The 19,981-nt window shown below is 62.8% G+C and carries 17 protein-coding genes and 2 pseudogenes; 10 read left to right on the top strand and 9 right to left on the bottom strand.

The features are described 5' to 3' along the window. The 5 genes and pseudogenes from K359_RS55055 to K359_RS66435 all read left to right on the top strand — a co-directional run. Nucleotides 1-342: pseudogene (locus K359_RS55055) on the top strand (IS5/IS1182 family transposase); the annotation flags it as partial. Nucleotides 343-640: 298 nt separating this feature from the next. Further along, on the top strand, nucleotides 641-802 hold the full coding sequence (locus K359_RS63695) for a hypothetical protein (protein ID WP_165126124.1): 162 nt from the start codon (nucleotides 641-643) through the stop codon (nucleotides 800-802). Continuing rightward, nucleotides 799-1,248, top strand: coding sequence for a serine hydrolase domain-containing protein (locus tag K359_RS63690; protein WP_029084526.1), 450 nt, complete (start codon nucleotides 799-801; stop codon nucleotides 1,246-1,248). Before K359_RS63695 ends, K359_RS63690 begins: the two co-directional genes overlap by 4 nt. A 149-nt stretch (nucleotides 1,249-1,397) precedes the next feature. Then, complete coding sequence (locus tag K359_RS59845; RefSeq protein ID WP_165126121.1) at nucleotides 1,398-2,645, top strand: dienelactone hydrolase family protein; 1,248 nt, start codon at nucleotides 1,398-1,400, stop codon at nucleotides 2,643-2,645. Nucleotides 2,646-2,710: 65 nt separating this feature from the next. Then, a pseudogene (locus tag K359_RS66435) lies at nucleotides 2,711-2,851 on the top strand (hypothetical protein); the annotation flags it as partial. A gap of 62 nt (nucleotides 2,852-2,913) precedes the next feature. On the opposite strand, the gene K359_RS0142030 reads toward K359_RS66435, so the two are convergent. The 9 genes from K359_RS0142030 to K359_RS57835 all read right to left on the bottom strand — a co-directional run bounded on the left by K359_RS0142030 (nucleotide 2,914) and on the right by K359_RS57835 (nucleotide 13,899). After that, the gene (locus tag K359_RS0142030; protein WP_029084525.1) at nucleotides 2,914-3,159 is read right to left on the bottom strand and encodes a hypothetical protein; all 246 of its coding nucleotides are present in this window, start codon (nucleotides 3,157-3,159) and stop codon (nucleotides 2,914-2,916) included. A gap of 356 nt (nucleotides 3,160-3,515) precedes the next feature. Continuing rightward, complete coding sequence (locus tag K359_RS0142020) at nucleotides 3,516-4,850, bottom strand: lipopolysaccharide biosynthesis protein (RefSeq protein WP_156928978.1); 1,335 nt, start codon at nucleotides 4,848-4,850, stop codon at nucleotides 3,516-3,518. Continuing rightward, the gene (locus K359_RS55045; protein WP_051346718.1) at nucleotides 4,841-6,118 is read right to left on the bottom strand and encodes a glycosyltransferase family 4 protein; all 1,278 of its coding nucleotides are present in this window, start codon (nucleotides 6,116-6,118) and stop codon (nucleotides 4,841-4,843) included. Before K359_RS55045 ends, K359_RS0142020 begins: the two co-directional genes overlap by 10 nt. 10 nt (nucleotides 6,119-6,128) lie before the next feature. Next, on the bottom strand, nucleotides 6,129-6,887 hold the full coding sequence (locus K359_RS0142010) for a hypothetical protein (RefSeq protein ID WP_029084522.1): 759 nt from the start codon (nucleotides 6,885-6,887) through the stop codon (nucleotides 6,129-6,131). Continuing rightward, a complete protein-coding gene (locus tag K359_RS0142005) occupies nucleotides 6,874-8,838 on the bottom strand; it encodes a hypothetical protein (RefSeq protein WP_029084521.1) in 1,965 nt (654 codons plus the stop codon). The genes K359_RS0142010 and K359_RS0142005 overlap by 14 nt, the downstream gene beginning before the upstream one ends. Next, nucleotides 8,835-9,989 carry a glycosyltransferase family 4 protein gene (locus K359_RS55040; RefSeq protein ID WP_063618992.1) on the bottom strand — a complete coding sequence of 385 codons (1,155 nt, stop codon included), beginning with the start codon at nucleotides 9,987-9,989 and terminating at the stop codon, nucleotides 8,835-8,837. Before K359_RS55040 ends, K359_RS0142005 begins: the two co-directional genes overlap by 4 nt. A gap of 39 nt (nucleotides 9,990-10,028) precedes the next feature. After that, nucleotides 10,029-10,820 carry a glycosyltransferase family 2 protein gene (locus K359_RS0141995; protein WP_029084520.1) on the bottom strand — a complete coding sequence of 264 codons (792 nt, stop codon included), beginning with the start codon at nucleotides 10,818-10,820 and terminating at the stop codon, nucleotides 10,029-10,031. Further along, complete coding sequence (locus K359_RS55035) at nucleotides 10,817-12,073, bottom strand: FAD-dependent oxidoreductase (RefSeq protein WP_035978078.1); 1,257 nt, start codon at nucleotides 12,071-12,073, stop codon at nucleotides 10,817-10,819. The genes K359_RS0141995 and K359_RS55035 overlap by 4 nt, the downstream gene beginning before the upstream one ends. Before the next feature lie 272 nt (nucleotides 12,074-12,345). Next, nucleotides 12,346-13,899: a hypothetical protein gene (locus K359_RS57835; protein ID WP_051346716.1), complete on the bottom strand. Its 1,554-nt coding sequence runs from the start codon at nucleotides 13,897-13,899 to the stop codon at nucleotides 12,346-12,348. A 214-nt stretch (nucleotides 13,900-14,113) separates the two neighbouring features. On the opposite strand from K359_RS57835, the gene K359_RS55025 reads away from it, so the two are divergent. From K359_RS55025 to K359_RS0141955, 5 genes are all read left to right on the top strand, one after another. After that, entirely contained in the window at nucleotides 14,114-15,247 is a 1,134-nt protein-coding gene (locus K359_RS55025) for a GNAT family N-acetyltransferase (protein ID WP_051346715.1), read from the top strand. 337 nt (nucleotides 15,248-15,584) lie between these two features. Continuing rightward, a complete protein-coding gene (locus K359_RS55020) occupies nucleotides 15,585-16,853 on the top strand; it encodes a cellulase family glycosylhydrolase (protein WP_156928977.1) in 1,269 nt (422 codons plus the stop codon). Next, nucleotides 16,850-17,854, top strand: a complete 1,005-nt coding sequence (locus tag K359_RS55015) for a glycosyltransferase family 2 protein (RefSeq protein WP_051346714.1) — start codon at nucleotides 16,850-16,852, stop codon at nucleotides 17,852-17,854. Before K359_RS55020 ends, K359_RS55015 begins: the two co-directional genes overlap by 4 nt. 44 nt (nucleotides 17,855-17,898) lie before the next feature. Next, complete coding sequence (gene galE, locus K359_RS0141960; protein WP_029084519.1) at nucleotides 17,899-18,909, top strand: UDP-glucose 4-epimerase GalE; 1,011 nt, start codon at nucleotides 17,899-17,901, stop codon at nucleotides 18,907-18,909. Nucleotides 18,910-19,289: 380 nt separating this feature from the next. Then, nucleotides 19,290-19,981: family 16 glycosylhydrolase (locus tag K359_RS0141955; protein WP_029084518.1), on the top strand; the 692-nt coding region annotated here is incomplete at its 3' end.

Here is a 19,981-nt window from a genome sequence, read left to right as displayed (position 1 = left end):
ATCGAGTGCGCCTTTGTCGACAAGGGATACCGCGGCCATGACGCACAGAACCCGCGCCGCGTCTTCATCTCCGGCCAGAAGCGCGGCGTCTTCGGCACTATCAAGCGCCAGCTGCGGCGCCGCTCCGCTATCGAGCCCGTGATCGGCCATTTGAAGGCTGACGGACACCTCGGCCGCTGCTACCTCAAAGGCCGCGCCGGCGATACCGCCAACGTCATCCTCTCCGCCGTCGGTTACAACTTCCGCCGCATCCTCGCCTGGCTAAGGGCTCTTTGGTACCTCTTCCTGGCTGCCTTCTTCTCAGTCACCAGCCACCGCACACCACTCAAATCGGCTTCTTAACCGACGACTACTCAGGGTCATGCCGCCTCGACCGCAGGGGTGTCGCCCCAAAGCGGACATTCGGAAGGCTTCAGGACGATGAGGTGGCCGGGCGCCGAACGGGAGCTTTTGACCCGCCCCCAACGGAGAGAAGCGCCCCCGAGGGAACATTCGCGAACACCTGACAGTGTGATTTCCGGAATGGCAGTCGGGGCGCGAGCGCGCCAGCGCGACAAGGTCAGTACAAACCAACTTAACTTGCATTGCAAGCCCCTCCAGATCGGGCGATCTGAGGCCGTCTTAACGGGAGGAGCAATCCATGACCTCGGACACACCGACGAATACGGCGACGTTCCGCGACTGGCCGCATCGCATCATCCGGCGCAGCGACACGGTGCGGCCGCTGCCGCCGCACACCCGCTCGCTCGCGGACCTGACCGTCGAGGTGGGCGGCCGCATCTCAGCGTCAGCGACTGTATGACCAGGTGCCGCACGGCCGGAGTCCTGATCCTGAAGGGCGGCGAGATCGCGCTGGAGCGCTATGGCATGGAAAGCGGTCCGGGCAGGCGTCGGGAGGGCTATTCGACCACGAAATCGATCGTCGCGACGCTCGTCGGCGCTGCGCTGCACGATGGCGCGATCGGTAGCCTGGACGATTGCTGCGACCTCTATTTGCCGCGGCTGCGCAGCTCGGCCTATGAGGGCGTCACGGTTCGCAATGTCATGCGCATGTGCTCGGGCGTGGCCTGGGACGAGGAAGGGCGGAGCTGCCCTGCGCGCGCTCCGAACGGACCCAGCGTGATAGGCCTCCAGCGCGCCGACTATCCTTGCCGGCTGTTCGAAACACCCGTTCCGCCGGTTGTGGCCCGTTTGAGACACGCCAACCGGCTCCGGGAATGTCCGTTCTGCGGGGTAGATCGGAAGTGATCGGCGGCAGACCAAAACGACGCGATTGACCCGGTGCGGACCTCCGCCGAGAAATATCCTAGTTTGACCGTCGCGCCGCCTTCCAACGATTGAGTTCGGAGGCTCTAGAGTGAACGCACCGATGTGGGGTGGATAGCGGGAGATATCGCGTGAAACGTGTTGCGTCGGCTCTGTCTGCAACGGCCTTGCTGGTCTCTGCAACAGCTTCAACGCCGGCGCTTGAGTCGCGCTTGACCGCGACCTCTATACTGTCGGCCGACGAATTGTGGACCAAAATCGGCGAGTTCTGCGGGATACCATCGTGGCATCCGGCGGTCGAGCGATGCGATCTCAGCGCCGACGGCAAGATTCGCACGTTGCGGTTTTTCGGCACCAGCCGCACGGCCGTGGAGACGCTAGAGGCCCGGGACGATGTCGGTCGCAGTCTTGCCTATGCGGCAGACTCTGTAACGACGTCTGTTACGAACTATCGCACGACCGTCCGTGTCATTGCGGAAGCAAGCGCTTCGGCAGTACAAGTGATCAGCAGCTACGACGCCAATGGTGTTTCGGATGCTGACGCCCGGAGAGCCGTCGAGCGCAGCCTGTACCTGTCGCTTTGCCTGAACGGGCCGCTGGTTTGTTCCGGCGATCAGCGATCGTCCTCCCCCGCCGAAGTGGTGCAATTCGCTGGTCCGGCTCAGAGCCCGACGCCGCTCATGTTGAAAGGTTATCTGCGGCGTCCCACGAGCCCAGGACCTTTTCCCGCGGTAGTGTTGTTGCACGGATGCGGTGGCTTTTCGGATCAACTTGATCAAAACTGGGGCGTGAAGATCGCCGCCTGGGGTTATGTCGCGCTGACTATCGACAGGCACGGTCCGCGCGGCATCAAGAATACCTGCCGCGGCGGCGCGCCTGCAGATTCGCTCTTTGACGCCTACCGCGCTCTGGATTTTCTAGCGCAGCAGCCGTATGTCGATCCAGCACGCGTTGTCGTTGCCGGATTTTCCCAAGGCGGCTGGTTCAGTCTCGCAGCTGTCGAGCGTGGCTCTGTGGAGCAATCATCAGAGCGGAAGTTTCGCGCGGCCGTCGCGTTCTATCCCGCCTGCATCGAAGTGAAGGGACCGATGACCGTCCCGACCTTGATTATGATCGGGGAGCGCGATGACTGGACGCCCGCCGATGCCTGCCGCAAGCTGGTCAACGGCGAGGGTGATTGGGGTATGTCCCGACCGAAGGCCGAAGGCCCACCGATCCAGTTCATCGTCTATCCTGGCGCCTATCACGACTTCGACCGTCCGGGCCCGACTTTCCAATATGACGGACACCGCATCGAGTTCAATCAAGCAGCGGCCGAACAATCGCGCAATGCGCTACGCGATTTCCTGACATCGGTCGTGGGCGAGGCCGCGAAGTGAATGATGGTCGTTCCGGCTTAATTTCAAGGCATCTCAAACCGTGATGCGTTGGTGGCGAACGAAAGCGCGTGGCGCTCGGCAGCTACCCGACCATGTCGCTCTCGGATGCGCGGAGAAAAGCTGACAAGCGCCGCCGGTCCGTGCGCTATGGCTTAACATCGTCGCGAAGCGGATGGCTGACCCGGACGGCGGCGGTTCTCAAATAGGCCTTGGTCGTTGTGCGACAACCCCCTTCTGGTTCTTCCGCTCCTGGACCCAAACCGGGAAGTCACTGCTCCAACGCGGCGTCTAAGTGAAATGTCGCGGCTAAGATGCGCCAGCCTTCAACAAAACGAACGATGTTGTACGATTGCCGCCACTGTCTTCCCAAGCTACCTTCGGCTTGAAGTTGTCTCCATGTCACCGTTGCAAGAGCGCTGCGCTCGCCGAGCGGAACGGCCACCAAATCGGTCGCGGTAGCACCTGTCGTGCCGGCGCCCTTGTAGGTATCTGCAACGCCTTGGAAGAACTTCACAACCTCCTCACGCGACTGAAATCAATGTATCGACCCATCGCCGCGCATCGTAATCATGGGAACGCAGTACAGCCCTGCGATTTGCTCGCCATCGAAAGTAGCGAAGGCTTCGTTGTATTGGTTTAGGAAGGCGGACACCTCAAGTTCAAGGCCTGTCGCCATCATTCGTTCCAAGGGGTTGAGCCTGCGAATCTTATGCTCGAGAGGAACGACGGACAAGCCTTGTGGCGTTTGCGCCATAATACCGCAAACTTGCAGTCTGACGGTCCCGGCCTTACTCCCGTGGATGCTGCGCTAGTCTTGGGGGCGGCTGCTCGAGCCATCGCCGGCTTGCCGGCTACCATCAAAACGTCTTCTCAGGTCTGGACCGGCGATGACGTCGGGTCTTGGAGTACAGGGTCAGTGTCGGCAGCTAGCTTCGTAGCCGATGCCAACCAGAGGGCTGCGCATGCTCCCTCGATGCTGACGGCGAGCGTCCAGCCCAGCACCAGACCCTGAAGTCCGTCGAGCTTCGCTCCCAGGACCGCACCGCACAGCTCCAGCAGCCCGCCGAGCGCAAACCAGGGCGCTGCCTTGAGCATCCTGTCTGCCACCCGCACGAGCGTGCAGGCATGGAACTTCAATGTTGATCCGAGCAGGCTGAAGCCGAGCAAGCTCAGGCTCGAACCGGCGATCTTGGGATATGCCGGATTGAAGATTGCCAGGATCTCCTGTGAGTAGGTGAAGATGAAGACGGCGCATGCCAGCGAGAACAGCAGTGATACCGTCAGCGACACCAGGATGTTGTGTCGGGATTGTTTCGGGTTTGCTCGGACAACCGGGAACAGGACCATCGCCATGGCTGACGGAATCAGGGAGGCGACGGAGACCATCATCCATACCGCCACAAACGTCGCGTTGAGGGCCGGCGTCAGGAGCACCAGAACGAGATAGGGCATGACGAAGACCGGTGCCATTGACGCGACATCGAGTGCATAATGGTCGAGGACCCGACGGCGATGGATGTGGAGCAGTCGGAAATCCGGGGGCCCAACGAGGCGGCGCGCTCCTCCCCTCGTCAAAAGATCGACGCCGATCCAGGACACGAGCATTCCCGCCACCCAGGTCAAAAGGAGCGCGGTAGGGGAGGTAAAGCCGAGGGCGGCCGCCGCAGCAACCAGCAGCAACTTGAATATGGAGAACAGGACCAGTCGGATCATTTTGCTGCTGCTACGCAGAATGCCGACAAATGCCTGATCGCCCACCACTGTCAGATTGTTCAGGCCGCAGCCGATGACGAAGACCAGGCCTGCAAGCCAACCGTCGATCGGCCCGGTCGAACCGTTGAAGAGCGTCTCCCCGACGACAAACAACAGGGCCAAACCGACCGTCAGTGCCACGCCGGCGGAAGCTGCGGCCGCGACGAGCCCGGGTTCCTTGCCGGGATGCCGAACCAGCTCACCGGTGAGCAAGGTGGTGAGCCCGCCCTCGCCGAGCAGGGTGACGAGGCTCATCATAGCCAGAAGGCCGGAAGCAACGCCGATCACATCAGGCGGAAACAGCCGGGCTGCGACCCACCAATAGGCAAAGCCAAGACCAGCCGTTACCACCGTTCCGGTCGCCAGCGCGCCGGAATTCATGACGAGGGTAGCGCTCTTTTGCAGTGCCTGGCGCAGCCGCATGATGGCCATTCGGGCGAGGCCTATCGGCATGATGGCTCTCCCGTGTCCCGGTACGCGGCTATCGCGACCTCGGCGGGAGCTGCGAGCTGGACATCCCGGTAGACCTGTTCGATCCGGGCCACGACCGCTTTGGCCTTGAGGCGCCCCACGCGGGCCAGGCCTGTTGCCTCGAGTCGGGCCAGCAAGGTGCGGTCGTCCAGCAGCGCCTGCATGGCGTCGGCGAGCGCCGCCGCGTCGCCGGGTGGTACGAGAAATCCTGTCTCGCCGTGATCGACCAGATCCGGCATGCCGCCGATATCGGTTGCGACGATGGCCTTGCCGCACGCCATCGCTTCCATGATGACGGTTGCACACGCCTCCGGGCCGGTTGATGGCAACACCCCGAACAGGGATCGCCGCCAGGCGTGCATGATGGCGGAATGCGGCCACGCGCTGAAGGTGTGCACGTTTGGCGGGAACTCGGTCGGCGTATCGGCGAGCCGGCGTCCGATCAGGACAAGCGGCGGCGCCCGTTCCAGCCCGGCATAGGCCTTGAGAAGGACGTCGATGCCCTTGAGACGCATCATGTCGCCGACGAACAGAATGAAGCCGTCGTCAGGTAGTTCGCGCAGGCAGGGGTCTTCCGGGCCAGGCACCTCGACATCGTCGGGCACGAAGTTGGGGATCACCTCGTAGGGTGCGCTGCCTTGGGTGAGCCCGGTGTGACGGGCCACTGCGTGGCTCACCGCGATGAAGCGGTCCACGATGCGTCGGGCAGCGAAGCTCGAGGCCCAGTTGCCGAAGGTGGTCGCGGTCGCTTTCGCGGCGCCATAATGCCGGGCCGCGCACGGCAGGCACTTCGTCAGCGCCGGGCCGCTGCACAATTGAGTCCCGAGATGCATCAGGTTCTTCTTGGCGCAAACAAGCCCGTAATCGTGCTGGGTAACCACGAAGCGGGCCCCACTCAGGGCTCTGAGCGGCAGCAGGGATGCGTAGATCCAGTTGTGGGCGTGGACGACATCAGGTCTTTCCCGGTCAATCAGCCGCTTCAAGCCGAGCGCAAGTTCGGGATCGGGGAACGGCGGCGCGTGCTGACGCTCGGGATCGGCATGTAGTCCCGACAGGCGCTGCAGCGTACCGCGCAACCGGTGGACGCGGATCGCTCCGTCCAACTCGGTCTCCGGTGATCCCGGACGCATCAATGTCCCAACGCTCACGTCGTGGCCCCGCTGCGCCAGCGCCGCGCCGAGATTGCGGACATGGCGTTCCTCGCCCCCGATCACTGGGGGATAGAATTGCGACAGCAGCAAGATGCGCATGACCTCCCCCTCAGGTACCCGGCACCAGCGCCGAGACCCTGCGATAGAGCCGGTTGTCGTCCGGCCGGTAGAGCCGGGCCTCGGCGTTCTGCTGGGTGGCAAGGGTGGGCACGGAGAACTTCCGCACCCAGGTGTCGCCCGGCGCGATCGTCAGCGAGCGGAAGACGGCGAACGGTTGGCCGTTGAGGGTGATTTCCAGGTCGTATCGCCGAGCCTCGGTCTCTGCACTGCGAACGCCGACGACGAGTTGGCCCGGAACTCCTTTGGCCGGTGGCAACATCCATAGCTCGGTGTATTTGAACTGCCGGTCGCTGGCCTCATCGCGGACGGCGAGAGCGTAGGCTCCCGTTGCCAAAAGCATCGCCAATGCGACCGCAGCTCCCTGCCTGGAGCGGATTCGCACTGAACCAGGCCAGGCGCTCGGAATCGAGACATCGCTGCCGCTGGCAGGTATCAGCATCGCTCCTGTTGTCACCGCCAGGTACCAGAACGCCCAGCCAAGCGGAGTGAGCGAGCCGATCGCGTTCAGCACAAAGCCTCCGGCGATGGTGACGGCGAGGCTCGCACCGATCGAACAGACAAGATGTTCGGACAGCGACGAGTTCGTTACGCCGATAACGCGCAGCACGACATGACCGGAGATGAGCAGAACCATCGGCACGCCCAGGATGAAGCGCAGGAACGTGCTGTCACTGGCCGCGACCAGGGCCACCGTGGCTCCTGCCCACAAGCAGGCACCGAAAAGGTCGCGCTTGTCAGGGCTCGGCATGCAGTCCTCTTATGTCGTAGATGATGATCGAGCCGTTGTCGTAAGTGCGCGTGACACCTTTGACGTCATTGAACTTCAGCAACTCGGCAGCCGAGAGCCGCTTTCCTTGCTGCGTTTCCCACGGCTCGAAGTAGAAGCCTAGGACTGGCGACCCGGTGGTCAGGCGGAGATCCACCAGCAGGAAATCAAGCTCGCTCCTGGCGAGCGCGTAGAAATCGTCTGAACTGAGTTTTTCGTTCCTGAACGCGCGGGCAGCATAGACGGCATCATTGATCTTGGTTCTCACGTCCTGCCGGCCGTAGCCGGCAAGCAGCAGACGATTGACCCGATCGCCGGTGAAGCGGTTGCCGGGCCCAAGCCACTCCCTGGTCCAGAGCGCCGTTTCGATTCCCAGGTGCTCGATGGATTGCGCGTCCGAAGCCACCCTGTAGCGGCCACGGATCGGATCGACCGATGCCGCAGTGACCCCGCTCATGACGATCACCGCCAGCGCAGTGGATGGCACGATCCGGCGCCAACCGCGGGCGGCGCGACCCTGCCAGAAATGGACGATGCCCACCCCGACGACCAGTCCGACACCGATAAAGACAAACGTTCCCATCCGGTTGCCGATTTGCCACCCGTTCACGGTCAAGCGGAACGCAACCGAGATAGGAAAGCCGCAGGCCAGCACGGTGAGCAGTACGACGCGGCTGTCGGTCCAGCGTCGTTTCAAAATGCCGTAGATTGCAAGCCAGCCTGAGCGCAGATTGCCCGGCGCTGTCATCGCCAGCGACCGAAAGAAGCCCGTCGCCAGCCCGAGGGCCACGAACAGGATACCGAACAAGGTGGTCAGGCGCATGAAGAGGGGCTGGGACGGCGCGGCCACCTGCTCTGACTGTGGGGTGCTGGTGCCCAGGACCTTTGCCAGCAGTGCCTTGAAGCCGGATTCGACCACGGGGCCGACGTAACCAGTGAAGGGATTGCCGTGCGCCATCACCCATACGAGCGGTATAACGATGGCAAGCACGGCGGTGACGCCCATGGCGATCCTTGCCTCGAACCGGAGTGAGACGTCCCGCCGCAATGCCTCCAGGGCCGCCACCATTCCAAGATAGACAGCGACAAAGGCCGCCGTGACATGATGGGTGACCGCCAGGCTCGCCAACAGAAGAGCAATCAGACCGAGCGCGCTCAATTTTTGTCGCCCGGCAAGATCCTTCGATCCAGCCTCGACCGCGAGGATCAACATGCACAGCACGAAGCCGAGGCTCTCGTAGGAGAACATCGACTCGAATACCACGAAAGTCGAGCAGCCCATGTATGTCAGGCAGCCGATGGCTGCGATGCGCGGAGACCCGGTAATCCTCTCGTAGAACAGAAACATGGCTGCGACGAGGGTGCCTTTCAGGACCGCCAACAGCAGGGTCGCAGTCGCAAATAAAGGCAGGCCCGTGAGATTCATGATCGCCGTCGTCACGATCTCGAGGGCGGGATACGCCGACGCGATCGGCAACAATGGATTGGGCAGGAAGAGCCGGCGGGCGGTCACAAGGTCATCAGCGGCGGCCCAATGCAGGAATTCGTCGTGGTACCCGAGACCCGTGGGCGAATAGACGGACTTGTGGAAGAACAGGGCTCCGGCAAGGAGAACCAGGAGGAAGAGACGCTCGCTGCGGGCCACACCCGGCCAAGCGATGCGAAAGCTGGTCGGAGCGACCACCAGGATGGTGCCCGACCAGAACAGCAGCGATGCCACTTCAGCGCCGCGACGACCGGCTCCCTGTCCGGCCACAACCAGCAGCAGGCCCGTGGCGACGATGAGGCACAGCGTCGCAATCCAGTTCGCGTTCGCAGGCTCCGACGTCGTATCGTCGCCGCGCAGGTCAGGGCCGATAATGGCAAGGATGGAATGCATCCAGGCACGCGCCGGTGCGATCGCGATTTCGGCGTTGAGATGGGCTCGTATCATCCGCCCCGTGCCCTCGTGACGGATCGCAAGCTCAGTGCGTCGTCGAGCAGAAGACTGACCGTTGACCGGTTGCCAGCCACATCACGATAGACGTCGCTCAACGCTTGCGCGCAGGCGTCCCAATCCGGCAAGGCCAGGTCGGGGATCTCTCGCTGCGCCGCGAGTTCTTCGGCCATCGCAGCGGCGGTCTCGCCCGGGCTCGCGTTGAGCGGAAGCGCGCGGCACAGGCCGTTGGTCGCCAGCTCCCTCAGCCCTGACGTGTCGCTGACAAGGACCGGCCGGCGCAGCGACAGCGCTTCCATCACGGCGACAGGGTGAGCCTCGTATTCACTCAGCAGCACGAACAGGCCGGCGCTCGCCAGCAGGTCGGTCATTCTCTGCCGCTCGGATCCTGGGATGGCCGTGATGGTGACCCGATCTTCAAGACCAAGCGTACTGACGAGACGGCGCAGCGCGCCCTCGTGAGGCCCCGTCCCGACGATGTGCAGGCGCGCGTTCGGCACTCTGCGGATCAACTCCGGCATGGCCGCAATCACCCGGTGATGGCCCTTGTAGTGCTCAAGCCTGCCGCTCGAGACGATCAGGCCGGGATCGACCTTGACGCCGGGGCTGGCGGCCGGCATCGCGGCGCCATTCGGGATGACCACAAACCGCTCCCGCGGGATGCCCATCTTCGTGCTGAAGAAGCTGGCCTCGAATTCGGAGACCCCGATCAGCCGTGCGGCTTTCGCCACCAGCGGACGGAGCACCGCGCGCTGGGTGCCGCGCACGGCATTGCGCAGCCGCGAGGAATGCCCGCCGCTATGGAAGGTCAGGACGAACGGGACTTGAGTGCGGACGGCCGCGAGCAGCCCGATCGGCACGACGAAAGTGCTGTAACCCTGAAAGTGGATCAGGTCCCATGTGCCGCGCCGGATCGCGGAATAGACCTGTGGTGCGATATAGAGATCCAATTCCTTCGGCCAGGCCGGCACGCGCCGCACGCTCATGCCACGGACGTTCTCCTCAACCGGCAACTTTCCCGACGGATCGGTCGTCAGTACGTCGACCGAGTAGCCGCGCGCCACCAAGCGAGGACCCACCTCCTGGATGTGGGTTTCGATACCGCCGACGAAGGGGTGGCAGCGAGCGGCAACCATCAGGATACGCATTCGGCTCACCCACCTGGACTTGCGATCCGCCCGTGTCGCCTATGGATAGCCATAGGCAACAAGAGAGGCCGGAGACCGCACCCGCTCGCGCAGGATCGTCTTGAGGACGCGCCAGCCGTCCGGAATGGCGCGCAGATTGCTCAGGCCGCTGATGCGCGGAGCTTCGAAGCTCGGGACTTCAACGATGTTCAACTGGTTCTTCAGGGCCCGTACGTTGATGAGAGTCTCGATCTCGAATCCGTCGCAGTCGCAATTGAGCGTGGGGACGTGCTTGGTCCAGAATGCCATGTACCCGTAGCAGAGGTCGGAGAACGAGCCGCCATAGAGCAGCCGCACCATCAGGGTGAGCCCCCAATTGCCGAGCATCCGGAACAACGACATATCGTCGGTGCCTGCGCCCTGGAGAAAGCGCGAGCCCTTGACCATATCCGCGCCCGCGATTAGCGCGCCGACAAAGACGATGGCTTCCTCCGGCACCATCGAGCCGTCGGCATCGATCATGACGATGATATCGCCGGTGGCGGCGCGGAAACCGGCCTGCAGGGCGGCGCCCTTGCCGCGCCGTGGCTCCATCACAACCTTCACGTCCTCGCGCAGGCTGCGCGCCACCGCAACCGTGTCGTCGGTCGAACGTCCGTCGACGATGATCACTTCGTGTGCCCATGCCGGGATACGCGGCAGCAGCCAGGGCAGATTTTTGGCCTCATTGAGTGTCGGGACCACGAAGCTCACTCGCGGCATCGTCAGCGAGTGTGCGAGCGCGAGATTGACCGGGTCAGGCACCCATACGGTACTGACGTAGGAGAGATTGTTGGGGACAGGAGCGTTCATGGCAGCACCGTACGATCAAATGGCCGGACCTGCACCGCAGGCCGCGACCGGACAAGGATACTTGATAGGTGTTGGGCAAGAGTCCGCGCAGGATGATAGGTCCCGTATACGAAGCGACACACCGGGCCGAAGCTGTTTGCTGCGGCGGGACCGATAAAATGCAAGCCCGGCACCGACGCCTCGTAATGCGACGAAAGCTGCGGCGCACCTTCTTCAAGACGGATGTGGCGAAGCAGCGCCTGGTTCAGAAAGCCGAGCCGGCTGACATCGATCTTGTACCCGGTCGCGAAGATCACATGGTCGGCCTGCAGCGATTGCTTGGCATGGCTGGCGTCGACCAGATTGAGCAGGACCTTGCCGTTGCGGGTCTCGGTGCTCTGGAGGGAAGTGCCGAGTAGCGTCGGCACCTTTCCGACAACGCGGTCCCTCACGAAAGCGCCACCCAGCGGGCCCAGCGCCGCGTGATTGGCGATCCCGATACGCCGCTCCTTCGACAGCAGCCGGATGAGCTGAGGATACTTTGCGTAGGCCGACAGTGTCCAACCCGGGCCGATGCCGCTCAACGGCGCCATCACACGCTCGATTGAAGAGCGGTTGTGGGGACGGTTGGCGAAACGCAGTTGCTTTGCGTGCGCGACGAGCGAAACCGAAATCCCTCGTTCATGGAGCAGCGCGGCGAGGTCTGTCGCGGACGATCCGGATCCGACCACGACGACTTCCTTGCCGTCCAATGCTTCGAGCGAACCGTACTTGCCGCTGTGCGAGCACAACTCGGCAGGCAAATGTGCGACGTCCTGCGGCAGGTGCTCGAAGGGCTGCAGGCCGACTGCCACCACGACGCGCCGCGCGTTGATCGTCTCGCCGTCGTCAAAGCTGGCGCGAAGGCCGCCATCGGCGGTCTCCAACGCGGTGAGAACCTTGCTTTCCACGGCGGGCACGTACCGCATCCGGAATGCCTCGCCGTACTCGATGAACCGGTCGAGCGTCAGCGGCGTCAGCACGTCATGATACGGCATGGCGCGTTCGGTGCAGAACGATTTCACCGTGAATTCCGATCCGGGATCGGAGAGGCTTGTTGCCCAGGGATATGATTTCAGCAGCATGCCGCGTGGCATGTTGTGCTTCCAGGGCCCCATGGGTTCACCGAAAATCCGGTGCTCCACACCGCGTGCGCGCAGATGCGCAGCCAGCGACAAGCCGTAGGGGCCGGCGCCTATGACGGCCACATCTACGGATGTGCTTAATCGGCCCATATGTGCACCTCCCGCACGAAATAAAAACAGAAGTTGAAATGAAAAAGAGATCGGGAGATTACCAACGCTGAAGTCTCTCCTTGCGGCCCTCTTCCGGCTACCCTCGACGCCAAGGATCGCTGATGCCGCTTCACAGTGGAAGCACGATAGGTGGTTAGCTCTTTGTAGTTATCCGTTCAGATCGCTTCCGATGCCGACGAAATAGCCCTGCATCAGCAACCACTTCGCCGGTGATGATTTCGGTCGCGCGGGAAAGCAACTGCGCGTGTTTCTCACGCGAAATCAGCCGGCATCGAAGCCAGGGCGGCGGGCTGCCGATTCACTGCGGCCGACACCTCCGGTGACAGCGGCTCGTAGGAGGCCGTGACCTCTCGCAATCGCCTGACCCGACCGAACATGTCGATCACCTCAAGGCCAGACCCACGGTTGTAGGTATGGCACCCGAAGCCTGCCGCTCGGATGACACCGACCGGGGTTTGAGCAAATTCCGACGGTCCGAGCGCATCGATCCGGCATAGCGTTATCGCATCGCCATAACCGCGGGAGCAGTTCTGGACCGGGCGCAGGATTTGCCCGCCGTGCTCGATGAAGGCGCCGGCAGGACGGCTGAGCGAGGCGTCGATCAGGATTGGGTTTGCCGCATGAGGTACCCAGGTCCCGGTCAGGCCCTCCGCGTGGTAGACGTCGAGCACGTCCCATGCCGAGGATCTCCACCGTCTCGGGCTGACAAAGAACCACGAGCGGCCGTCGCGAAACAGCGGCGTGCAGTCGTAGGCCTCGACGCGGTCGATCGGGCACGCTTCCCGGGTCCACCTGTAGGGGAATTCGATGGCCCGATAGAGGCTGACATTGCTCGCTTCCCCGGATTCCGGGATCATCCAGATCTGTCCGTCCCGCTCGAACACGAACGGATAGGAGAGATGGTGCGGCTCCTCCAGGACGATCCGCGGGGCGCTGGTCGTGCCGTCGCGGTTCACTCTTGCGACCGCGATGCATCCCCGCTTTTTCCGGTAGGAGTACTGCTCGACAAAGATGAAATCCTGCCCGTGGTGGCTGAACGGAAACGGGTCGGCAAGATAGCTGTCGGCATCCGCAGCGAGCACCTTGAAGACGGCTTTGCCCTTGTCGAGCAGGCTTGTCCCTTCGTTGCGGCGCCAGCCGACGCCCCACATCTTTCCGCCTTTTGCAATGATATTCAGGAGCCGAATGGCCTTCGATGCCACCGTGCCACTCGCCCAAATGAGGGCCGCAGCGCTGCCTGGAGGGCTGGCCATCCGTGGACGGGCGGCATCGGATGCAGCTGTCCGCTTGTCCCCGCGCACGGCCTTGAGGATCAAGAGGATAGCGCATGAGAGGGTGCCATCAAGGCTCACCGCGAACACGTCGCGGTCTGCACTGGCGGGGCGCGCCGTCCACGGGCCCCAGGGGCAAGTCGTATCGTGCAGTTCGACGAGCAGGTCCTCACCATTCGCCAGCGCTGCCAGCACTCCGAGTTCGCCGGGGACGCCGTTGAAGAGCGGTGTCAGCACGCGCCGTGCGCGCGTGACGGGTGTCTCGCCGCTGAGATTGATCACGACATCCGGCGTGGTGGTCGGGGGCGCCAGCGCTCGGAGTGCGGCCGGGATGGAATCGGTGGCGCAATCTCCGCGAACGCCGTAGACGAGCCGTTCCAGCTCGAGCAGCCAGCGGCAAATTTGCGGCATCGGGTGGCGATCGGAGCCGAAAGTGCACGAGACCTCGTTGCACGGATTCTTGGCAAGCGCCTCCGCGAGCCACAGATGCCAGCGCAGCAGCCGCGACGGATCAAGATGCAGGCAAACGCGCATTCACTCCCCGAGCCCGTTCGGTTTCTTCGCCCGCCGTAACCGCGTGCCTTGCCGACGAGGAAAGGCAGCACCTTTTTCGGTCTGACGGCACACGGTCACGCCAGGGCGATCGGCTGCAAAACTATGACCCAAACAGCGCTGGGATGTGTGATGTCAGACGGGGTAATCCCTCGGGGAAGTTGCGCTCGGCCGGTCGGGAAGGTCATTTGGATGCATGAATGTCGGCTGGCAACGGGCCAAGAATGGATTGATTGCAGCGTACCGCTGCTCGCCGAGTGCCGAACTCTGCGAACCGTGGGACGATCTCGTTGCGCGCGTCGACGGCAATGCGTTCATGCATCCCGCGGCGCTGCTTGCCACTGCCGAGACCGGCTTTGCCGAGATCCACGTCCTGATCGCGTGGGACGAGGGGGTGGAGCCTCGCTGTCCGGTTGGCTTCTGGGCCTTGTGCGAAAGGCGCAATTTGCCGTCCACGCCCGCTTTTTTGGAAGCGATCCCGATTTACGCGTCCACCTCGAATGCCGTGATCGACCGTGCTCGCGCTGACGAGGTGATGGCAGCGTTTTTTGACGTGATCAGGCACGACCTCAGCCTGCCCAAGATCATCCGATTGCGGTCATTCGAAGCTGACCCCGTTGTCTATCCGGCAATGCTCCGGCAGCTCGAGGGCGTGGGCCGGCACCGCGAGCTTGTGCGCGTCGAACGTCCGTTTGCCGATCGGTGCTCAGGGACCAAGAAATCGGGATCGACCCGCAAGAAGCTGCGCCAGGACTGGAATCGGCTCTCTGCGACAGGAAAGGTGGAGATTGTGAACGGCCGGTCACCGGCCGAAACGGAAGCCGCGTTCGAGGTCTTTCTCGCGCTCGAGGCGGCGAGCTGGAAGGGTGAGGAGGGTACAGCGCTGCTGTGCGACGCCGGCGATGCACAATTTGCCCGTCAGCTGATCCGAAACCTCGCCGCGCACAACCTGGCCTCGGTCGCCCTTCTGCGCGTCGATGACGTTGCGATCGCTGGCCAAGTCCTGATCTACAGCGGCCGCCAGGCCTATACGTGGAAGACCGCATTCGATGCGTCCTTCGCGCGCTTTTCCCCAGGGGCTCTGCTGATCAGCAGGATCACGGAGGAGCTGCTTGAATCCGATCAGATCGCCGCGATCGACTCATGTTCGTTGGCGGATGGAATCATGTCGCAGCTGTGGACCGGCCGACGCACCATGGTCGATGCCCTGATCGATGTGCATATGCGCAGCTCGCAGGCGTTCGCGATGGAAGTGGCGCAGCACGAGGGCCGTCTGCAATTTGGCGGCGAGCGTAGCCGAATGTGGCACACGATCCAGCATTCCGGGTAAGGCGCGCAGAGCGCGTCACAGTTTCCGAACCTGGTCACATGCTGGCCGCATCACTGTCATGTGCTTGCCTTGTGACAAGGCGACCCCGCGGGCGCTGCGCCGATCCTTCAGGCACAAACTGATTTCCGTCTTAAGGTCATGCCGATCCGCAAACGGCGGCGATTTGCCGCGCCGATGGAGACGCGCAGCCTGCGCTGGATACTCCAGCCAATGCCTTCCTCGCCAGCCGGCTAATCACCTTCACTTGATCGGAAGCCGGCCCTTCGGAGCGCGGCGCCGAAGGGAGTAACCCTTCGGGGAAGTTGCGCTCGGCCGCGTGCGATAGTCACGTGGAGGCATGATTGTTGGCTGGAAATGGGCGGGAGACAGGCTACGCAACACCGGACTGCGCGTACTGGTGTGTGCGCTGCTATGTGCCCCAACCATCGCCAGCGCAGCGGATGGTCAAGCGGCAGACGGTCCGCCGGCAGCACCCTTCGTCAAAGCTCAGGGAACGCGCTTTACGCTTGACGGCAGACCGTTCTTTGTGACTGGCGTGAACAACCATTATCTCACCTTCGGTTCGGAGAACGAAGTCACTCGCGTTCTCGACGACGCGGTGGCGATGGGCGCCAACGTGGTCCGCACCTTTCTTCAGCCGGTCATCGGATCGCTTGACGGCAGCATGGCGACCGTCTGGCAGTGGAAGATGCAGGCCGACGCGAGCGATCTCGGCGTCAAGGGGACGTACCTGCTCTACTGGGACGATCGCGAAGGCGGGATGGCCATCAATGATGGCGCGAACGGAATGCAGAAGATTGATTTCCTGGTCGCCGAAGCCAGCAAGCGACACCTGAGACTGATCATCGCCTTCCTCGACTTCTGGGACTATACGGGCGGCGCTCAGCAGATGCGGGCCTGGTACGGGAGCCAGGACAAGTCCGGCTTCTTCTTTCGCGACCGGCGCACCCGGCGCGATTACATGACCTGGGTTCGCCACGTCGTGGAGCGCGTCAACTCCTTCACCGGGATCGCCTACCGCGACGATCCGAACATCATGGCCTGGGAGTTGATGAACGAAGGCAATGCGAGTCCGGAGAGCCTGCGATTGGCCTGGACCAGAGAGATGTCTGCCTACGTCAAGTTCCTCGATCCCAATCATCTCGTCAGTTCAGGAAATGCCGGAAATATCAGCGCCGCCGACAAGCTGTCCGACCTGACGATTCCCACCCTCGATTACGGGACCTGGCACGGTTACCCGCTCTTTTTCAACCAGACGGTTCAGCAGTTCGGCGACACCATCACCGAGTTTTGCCAGTTGGGGGTTCGCGCCAACAAACCGGTTCTGCTCGAGGAGTTCGGCTACGCCCGCTCCAATCCGGACGCTGCCGCGGCCTACGCCATGTGGCTCGACAAGCTTGGCCGCGACCCCGATTGCGCGGGGTGGCTGGTGTGGCGGCTTGTGTCGCGTCAGGACAGCGGGCGCTTTCCCGTCGACGAGCATGATCAGTTTGATATCCGCAATGACGGAAGCGCGATCTGGAGTGCCTTCAAGGCGGCGACAGCGCGGGCGACGCGGTCCCAGGAAACGAACCGGGCCCCGGACAACGGACGGAAGCTGCCATGATTGATGCATCCGTGGTGATTTGCGCGCACACGCTCGACCGCTGGGGCGAGCTGCAACGCGCCGTCGCGTCAGTCCGCGCCCAAACCCGCGCGCCCCGGGAAATCATCGTGGTGATCGACAACAACGAAGCCCTGCGAGCGCGGGCCGCGCAGGAATTTGCCGGCGTCACCGTTCTCGCGAATGCCGGGAAACCCGGCTTGTCGGGTGGCCGCATGACAGGAACGGAGCACGCCACGGCGTTGGTTATCTGTTTCCTGGATGACGATGCCGCTGCTGACCCGTGCTGGCTTGAGGATCTGCTGGAGGCCTACCGGGATCCAGCGGTGCTGGGAGCGGGTGGACCGGTGGTGCCGATGTGGCAGGCGCCGCCGCCGTCCTGGTTTCCTGCCGAATTCGCTTGGGTCGTCGGCTGCACCTATGCCGGCATGGATGTGCAGGACGGGCGCATTCGCAACCCGATCGGCGCCAACATGTCAGTGCGCGCCGATGTGTTGCGCCGCGCCGGTGGCTTCGCCTCGGAGCTCGGTCGCCGCAAGCTTGGATTTTCCGTCAGCGGTCGCGCGAGGATCGGCGGCAAGGCCGAGAGCTGCGAAGAGACTGAACTCTGCATCCGCGCCTCTCGTCTGTTTCCCGGCGGCTACTTTGCCTATCGCCAGCGAGCGCGGGTGCACCATGTCGTGCCGGCGCAGCGGGCGACGTGGGCGTATTTCGTCAATCGCTGCTTGATCGAGGGCACCGCCAAGGCGGTCTTGAGGAATCTCGCGGGCTCCGGCGACGGACTCAAGACCGAACAGCGCTATGTTCGCGAAGTCTTGCCGCGGGCCGTGGCGAGCGAGCTCAAGGCCGCGATGCTTGGCAAATTCAGCTCCGCCCGGCGGGCGGGGGCGATTGTAGCCGGCTTTTGCCTGACCGCCTTTGCCTACACCGCGACGCGTCTCGGCGGAATGGCCGAAGATTTCTCGCAGAATCTGTCGTCGCGGGCCCAGATCTGGAGATCCTAGAGCGGCGTTGCACGGAAGGCCTGTTGGACTGACACGGTGATGATATGATCTTGTTGACGGGAGGCGCTGGCTATATCGGGTCCCATGTCTGCATCGCATTGCTGGACGCGGGCTTCGATGTCGTGGCGATCGACAATCTCTGCAACAGCAACCGGGCCTCTCTCGACCGGGTCGAAGCGATCTGCGGGCGAGCGCCTGTTTTCCGACACGTCGACATCCGGGATGAAGAGGCCGTCTTCGAGGTGCTTCGCGCATGTGGCGTGACCGCGGTCATCCACCTTGCGGGGCTGAAGGCGGTTGGCGAGTCCAGCGCTGATCCCATGACCTATTACGACAACAATGTCGTGGGGACGATGCGGCTCGTGTCGGCAATGAAACGGGCGAAGGTCAAGACGCTTGTCTTCAGCTCGTCCGCCACCGTTTACGGCATGCCAACCTATCTGCCGCTTGACGAGAGGCATCCGCTCGCGCCGACCAATCCATACGGTCGCACCAAGCTGATCGTCGAGGAAATGCTGAAGGATCTCTATCGCTCCGAGGACGATTGGCGCATCGGCATCCTGCGCTATTTCAATCCGGCCGGCGCGCACGAGAGCGGCCTTGTCGGAGAAGACCCGATCGGCGTTCCGAACAATCTGGTGCCGCTTGTGGCACAGGTGGCGATCGGAAGGCGTGCGAAGCTGAGGATCTGGGGCAACGACTACGACACTCCGGACGGCACCGGTATCCGGGATTTCATTCATGTCGTCGACCTTGCTGCCGGCCATCTCAGTGTCTTACGCCACCTCGAGCAGCCCGGCGTGTTCACAGTCAATCTGGGAACGGGAAGCGGCAGCAGCGTCCTGGAGGTCGTTCGCGCGTTCGAGACCGCGAGCGGCAGGTCAATTCCGTACGAGATCGCAGATCGCCGCACCGGCGATGTCGCGATCTGCTGCGCCGATCCGAGCTTTGCGCAACGAACGCTGGATTGGAAATCGGCGCGGTCGCTGGCGCAGATGTGCGCCGATCATTGGCACTGGCAGCTGAAGAATCCCGACGGTTACCGCCACATCTAGCACGTGAGTGTCCACACACGCCTGCGTGATCGCGGCGTCTTGGCGGATGGCACCCTTGCCACTTTGTCAACGCGGCCTCCACGTAACGGCTTTTTCGCATAGCCGCCGCAAAGAATTAAATCCTAGCAAATGTTAAGATTGAGCGTCGACGTACCGTCCGAATGGGGCGCGTGCGCGAAAAACGCCTGTGAGAAGATCATTTTGAAACGATTTTTCGCCATACTTGATCTTTAGCCAACCGACCTAGCAGTCGAAGGGGCGTACCACCGAATCGCTACTGGACTGAAATCTGCCCGCGGCGCCATGCGCTGCGAGCATGCGGTACGTCGCGCGGTTCGCGACGGTTGAATTCTCGGTTCAATCCTTGGAAGGAACATGGAATGGCCCTTGCCGCACCAGCAGGCTTTACCTCAAGCAATCTCGTCTATCAGGATAGCTTTTCCAGTTCGCTAGACAGCGACTGGCACACCTACATCACGAGCCGCGCCGCCAACGGTTGGGCGTGGAACAGCTATGGATCGGGTGGAAGCGGGCCGGGCGGCGCGTACGATGCCGATTACGACATGCCGAGCCAGGTGACCGTGAGCAACGGTCTGCTGAATCTCACAGCGGCCAAGCAGACCGTCACCGGCATGAATCAGGGCTCGGTGCAGTCATTTCCGATTACGTCGGGCGCCGTCAGCAGCTACGGCAACTTCGAGTTTAACGGCGGTTACCTTCAGATCAGCATGAAGGCGCCGAGCGGCAATGGTGCGTGGCCAGGGCTTTGGCTGATGCCCGGCGCGGGCTCGAGCAGCGGCGACAATTTCGAGATCGATATCCAGGAGGGGGGATATACCGGCTCGGGACCGGCAAACCAGGCCTTCTCCTGGCATCTTCACTCGCCGTCAGGGACGGTCGGCGGTGTTGTCGACACCGGCGTCGATCTCACGGCCGGCTTCCATACCTACGGCATCAATTGGGTGCCCGGTCAATCGATCACCTGGTACCTCGACGGAAGACAGATCGCGACGGTGACCAGCGCGCAGGTGCAGATTCCGAACCAGCCGATGCAGCTGATCATGAGCAATCA

The organism is Bradyrhizobium sp. th-b2, from assembly GCF_000426785.1.
Lineage (GTDB): Bacteria > Pseudomonadota > Alphaproteobacteria > Rhizobiales > Xanthobacteraceae > Bradyrhizobium > Bradyrhizobium septentrionale.
The sequence above is the reverse complement of the archived record's forward strand: the minus strand, read 5'-3'. Positions and strand labels throughout refer to the sequence as shown.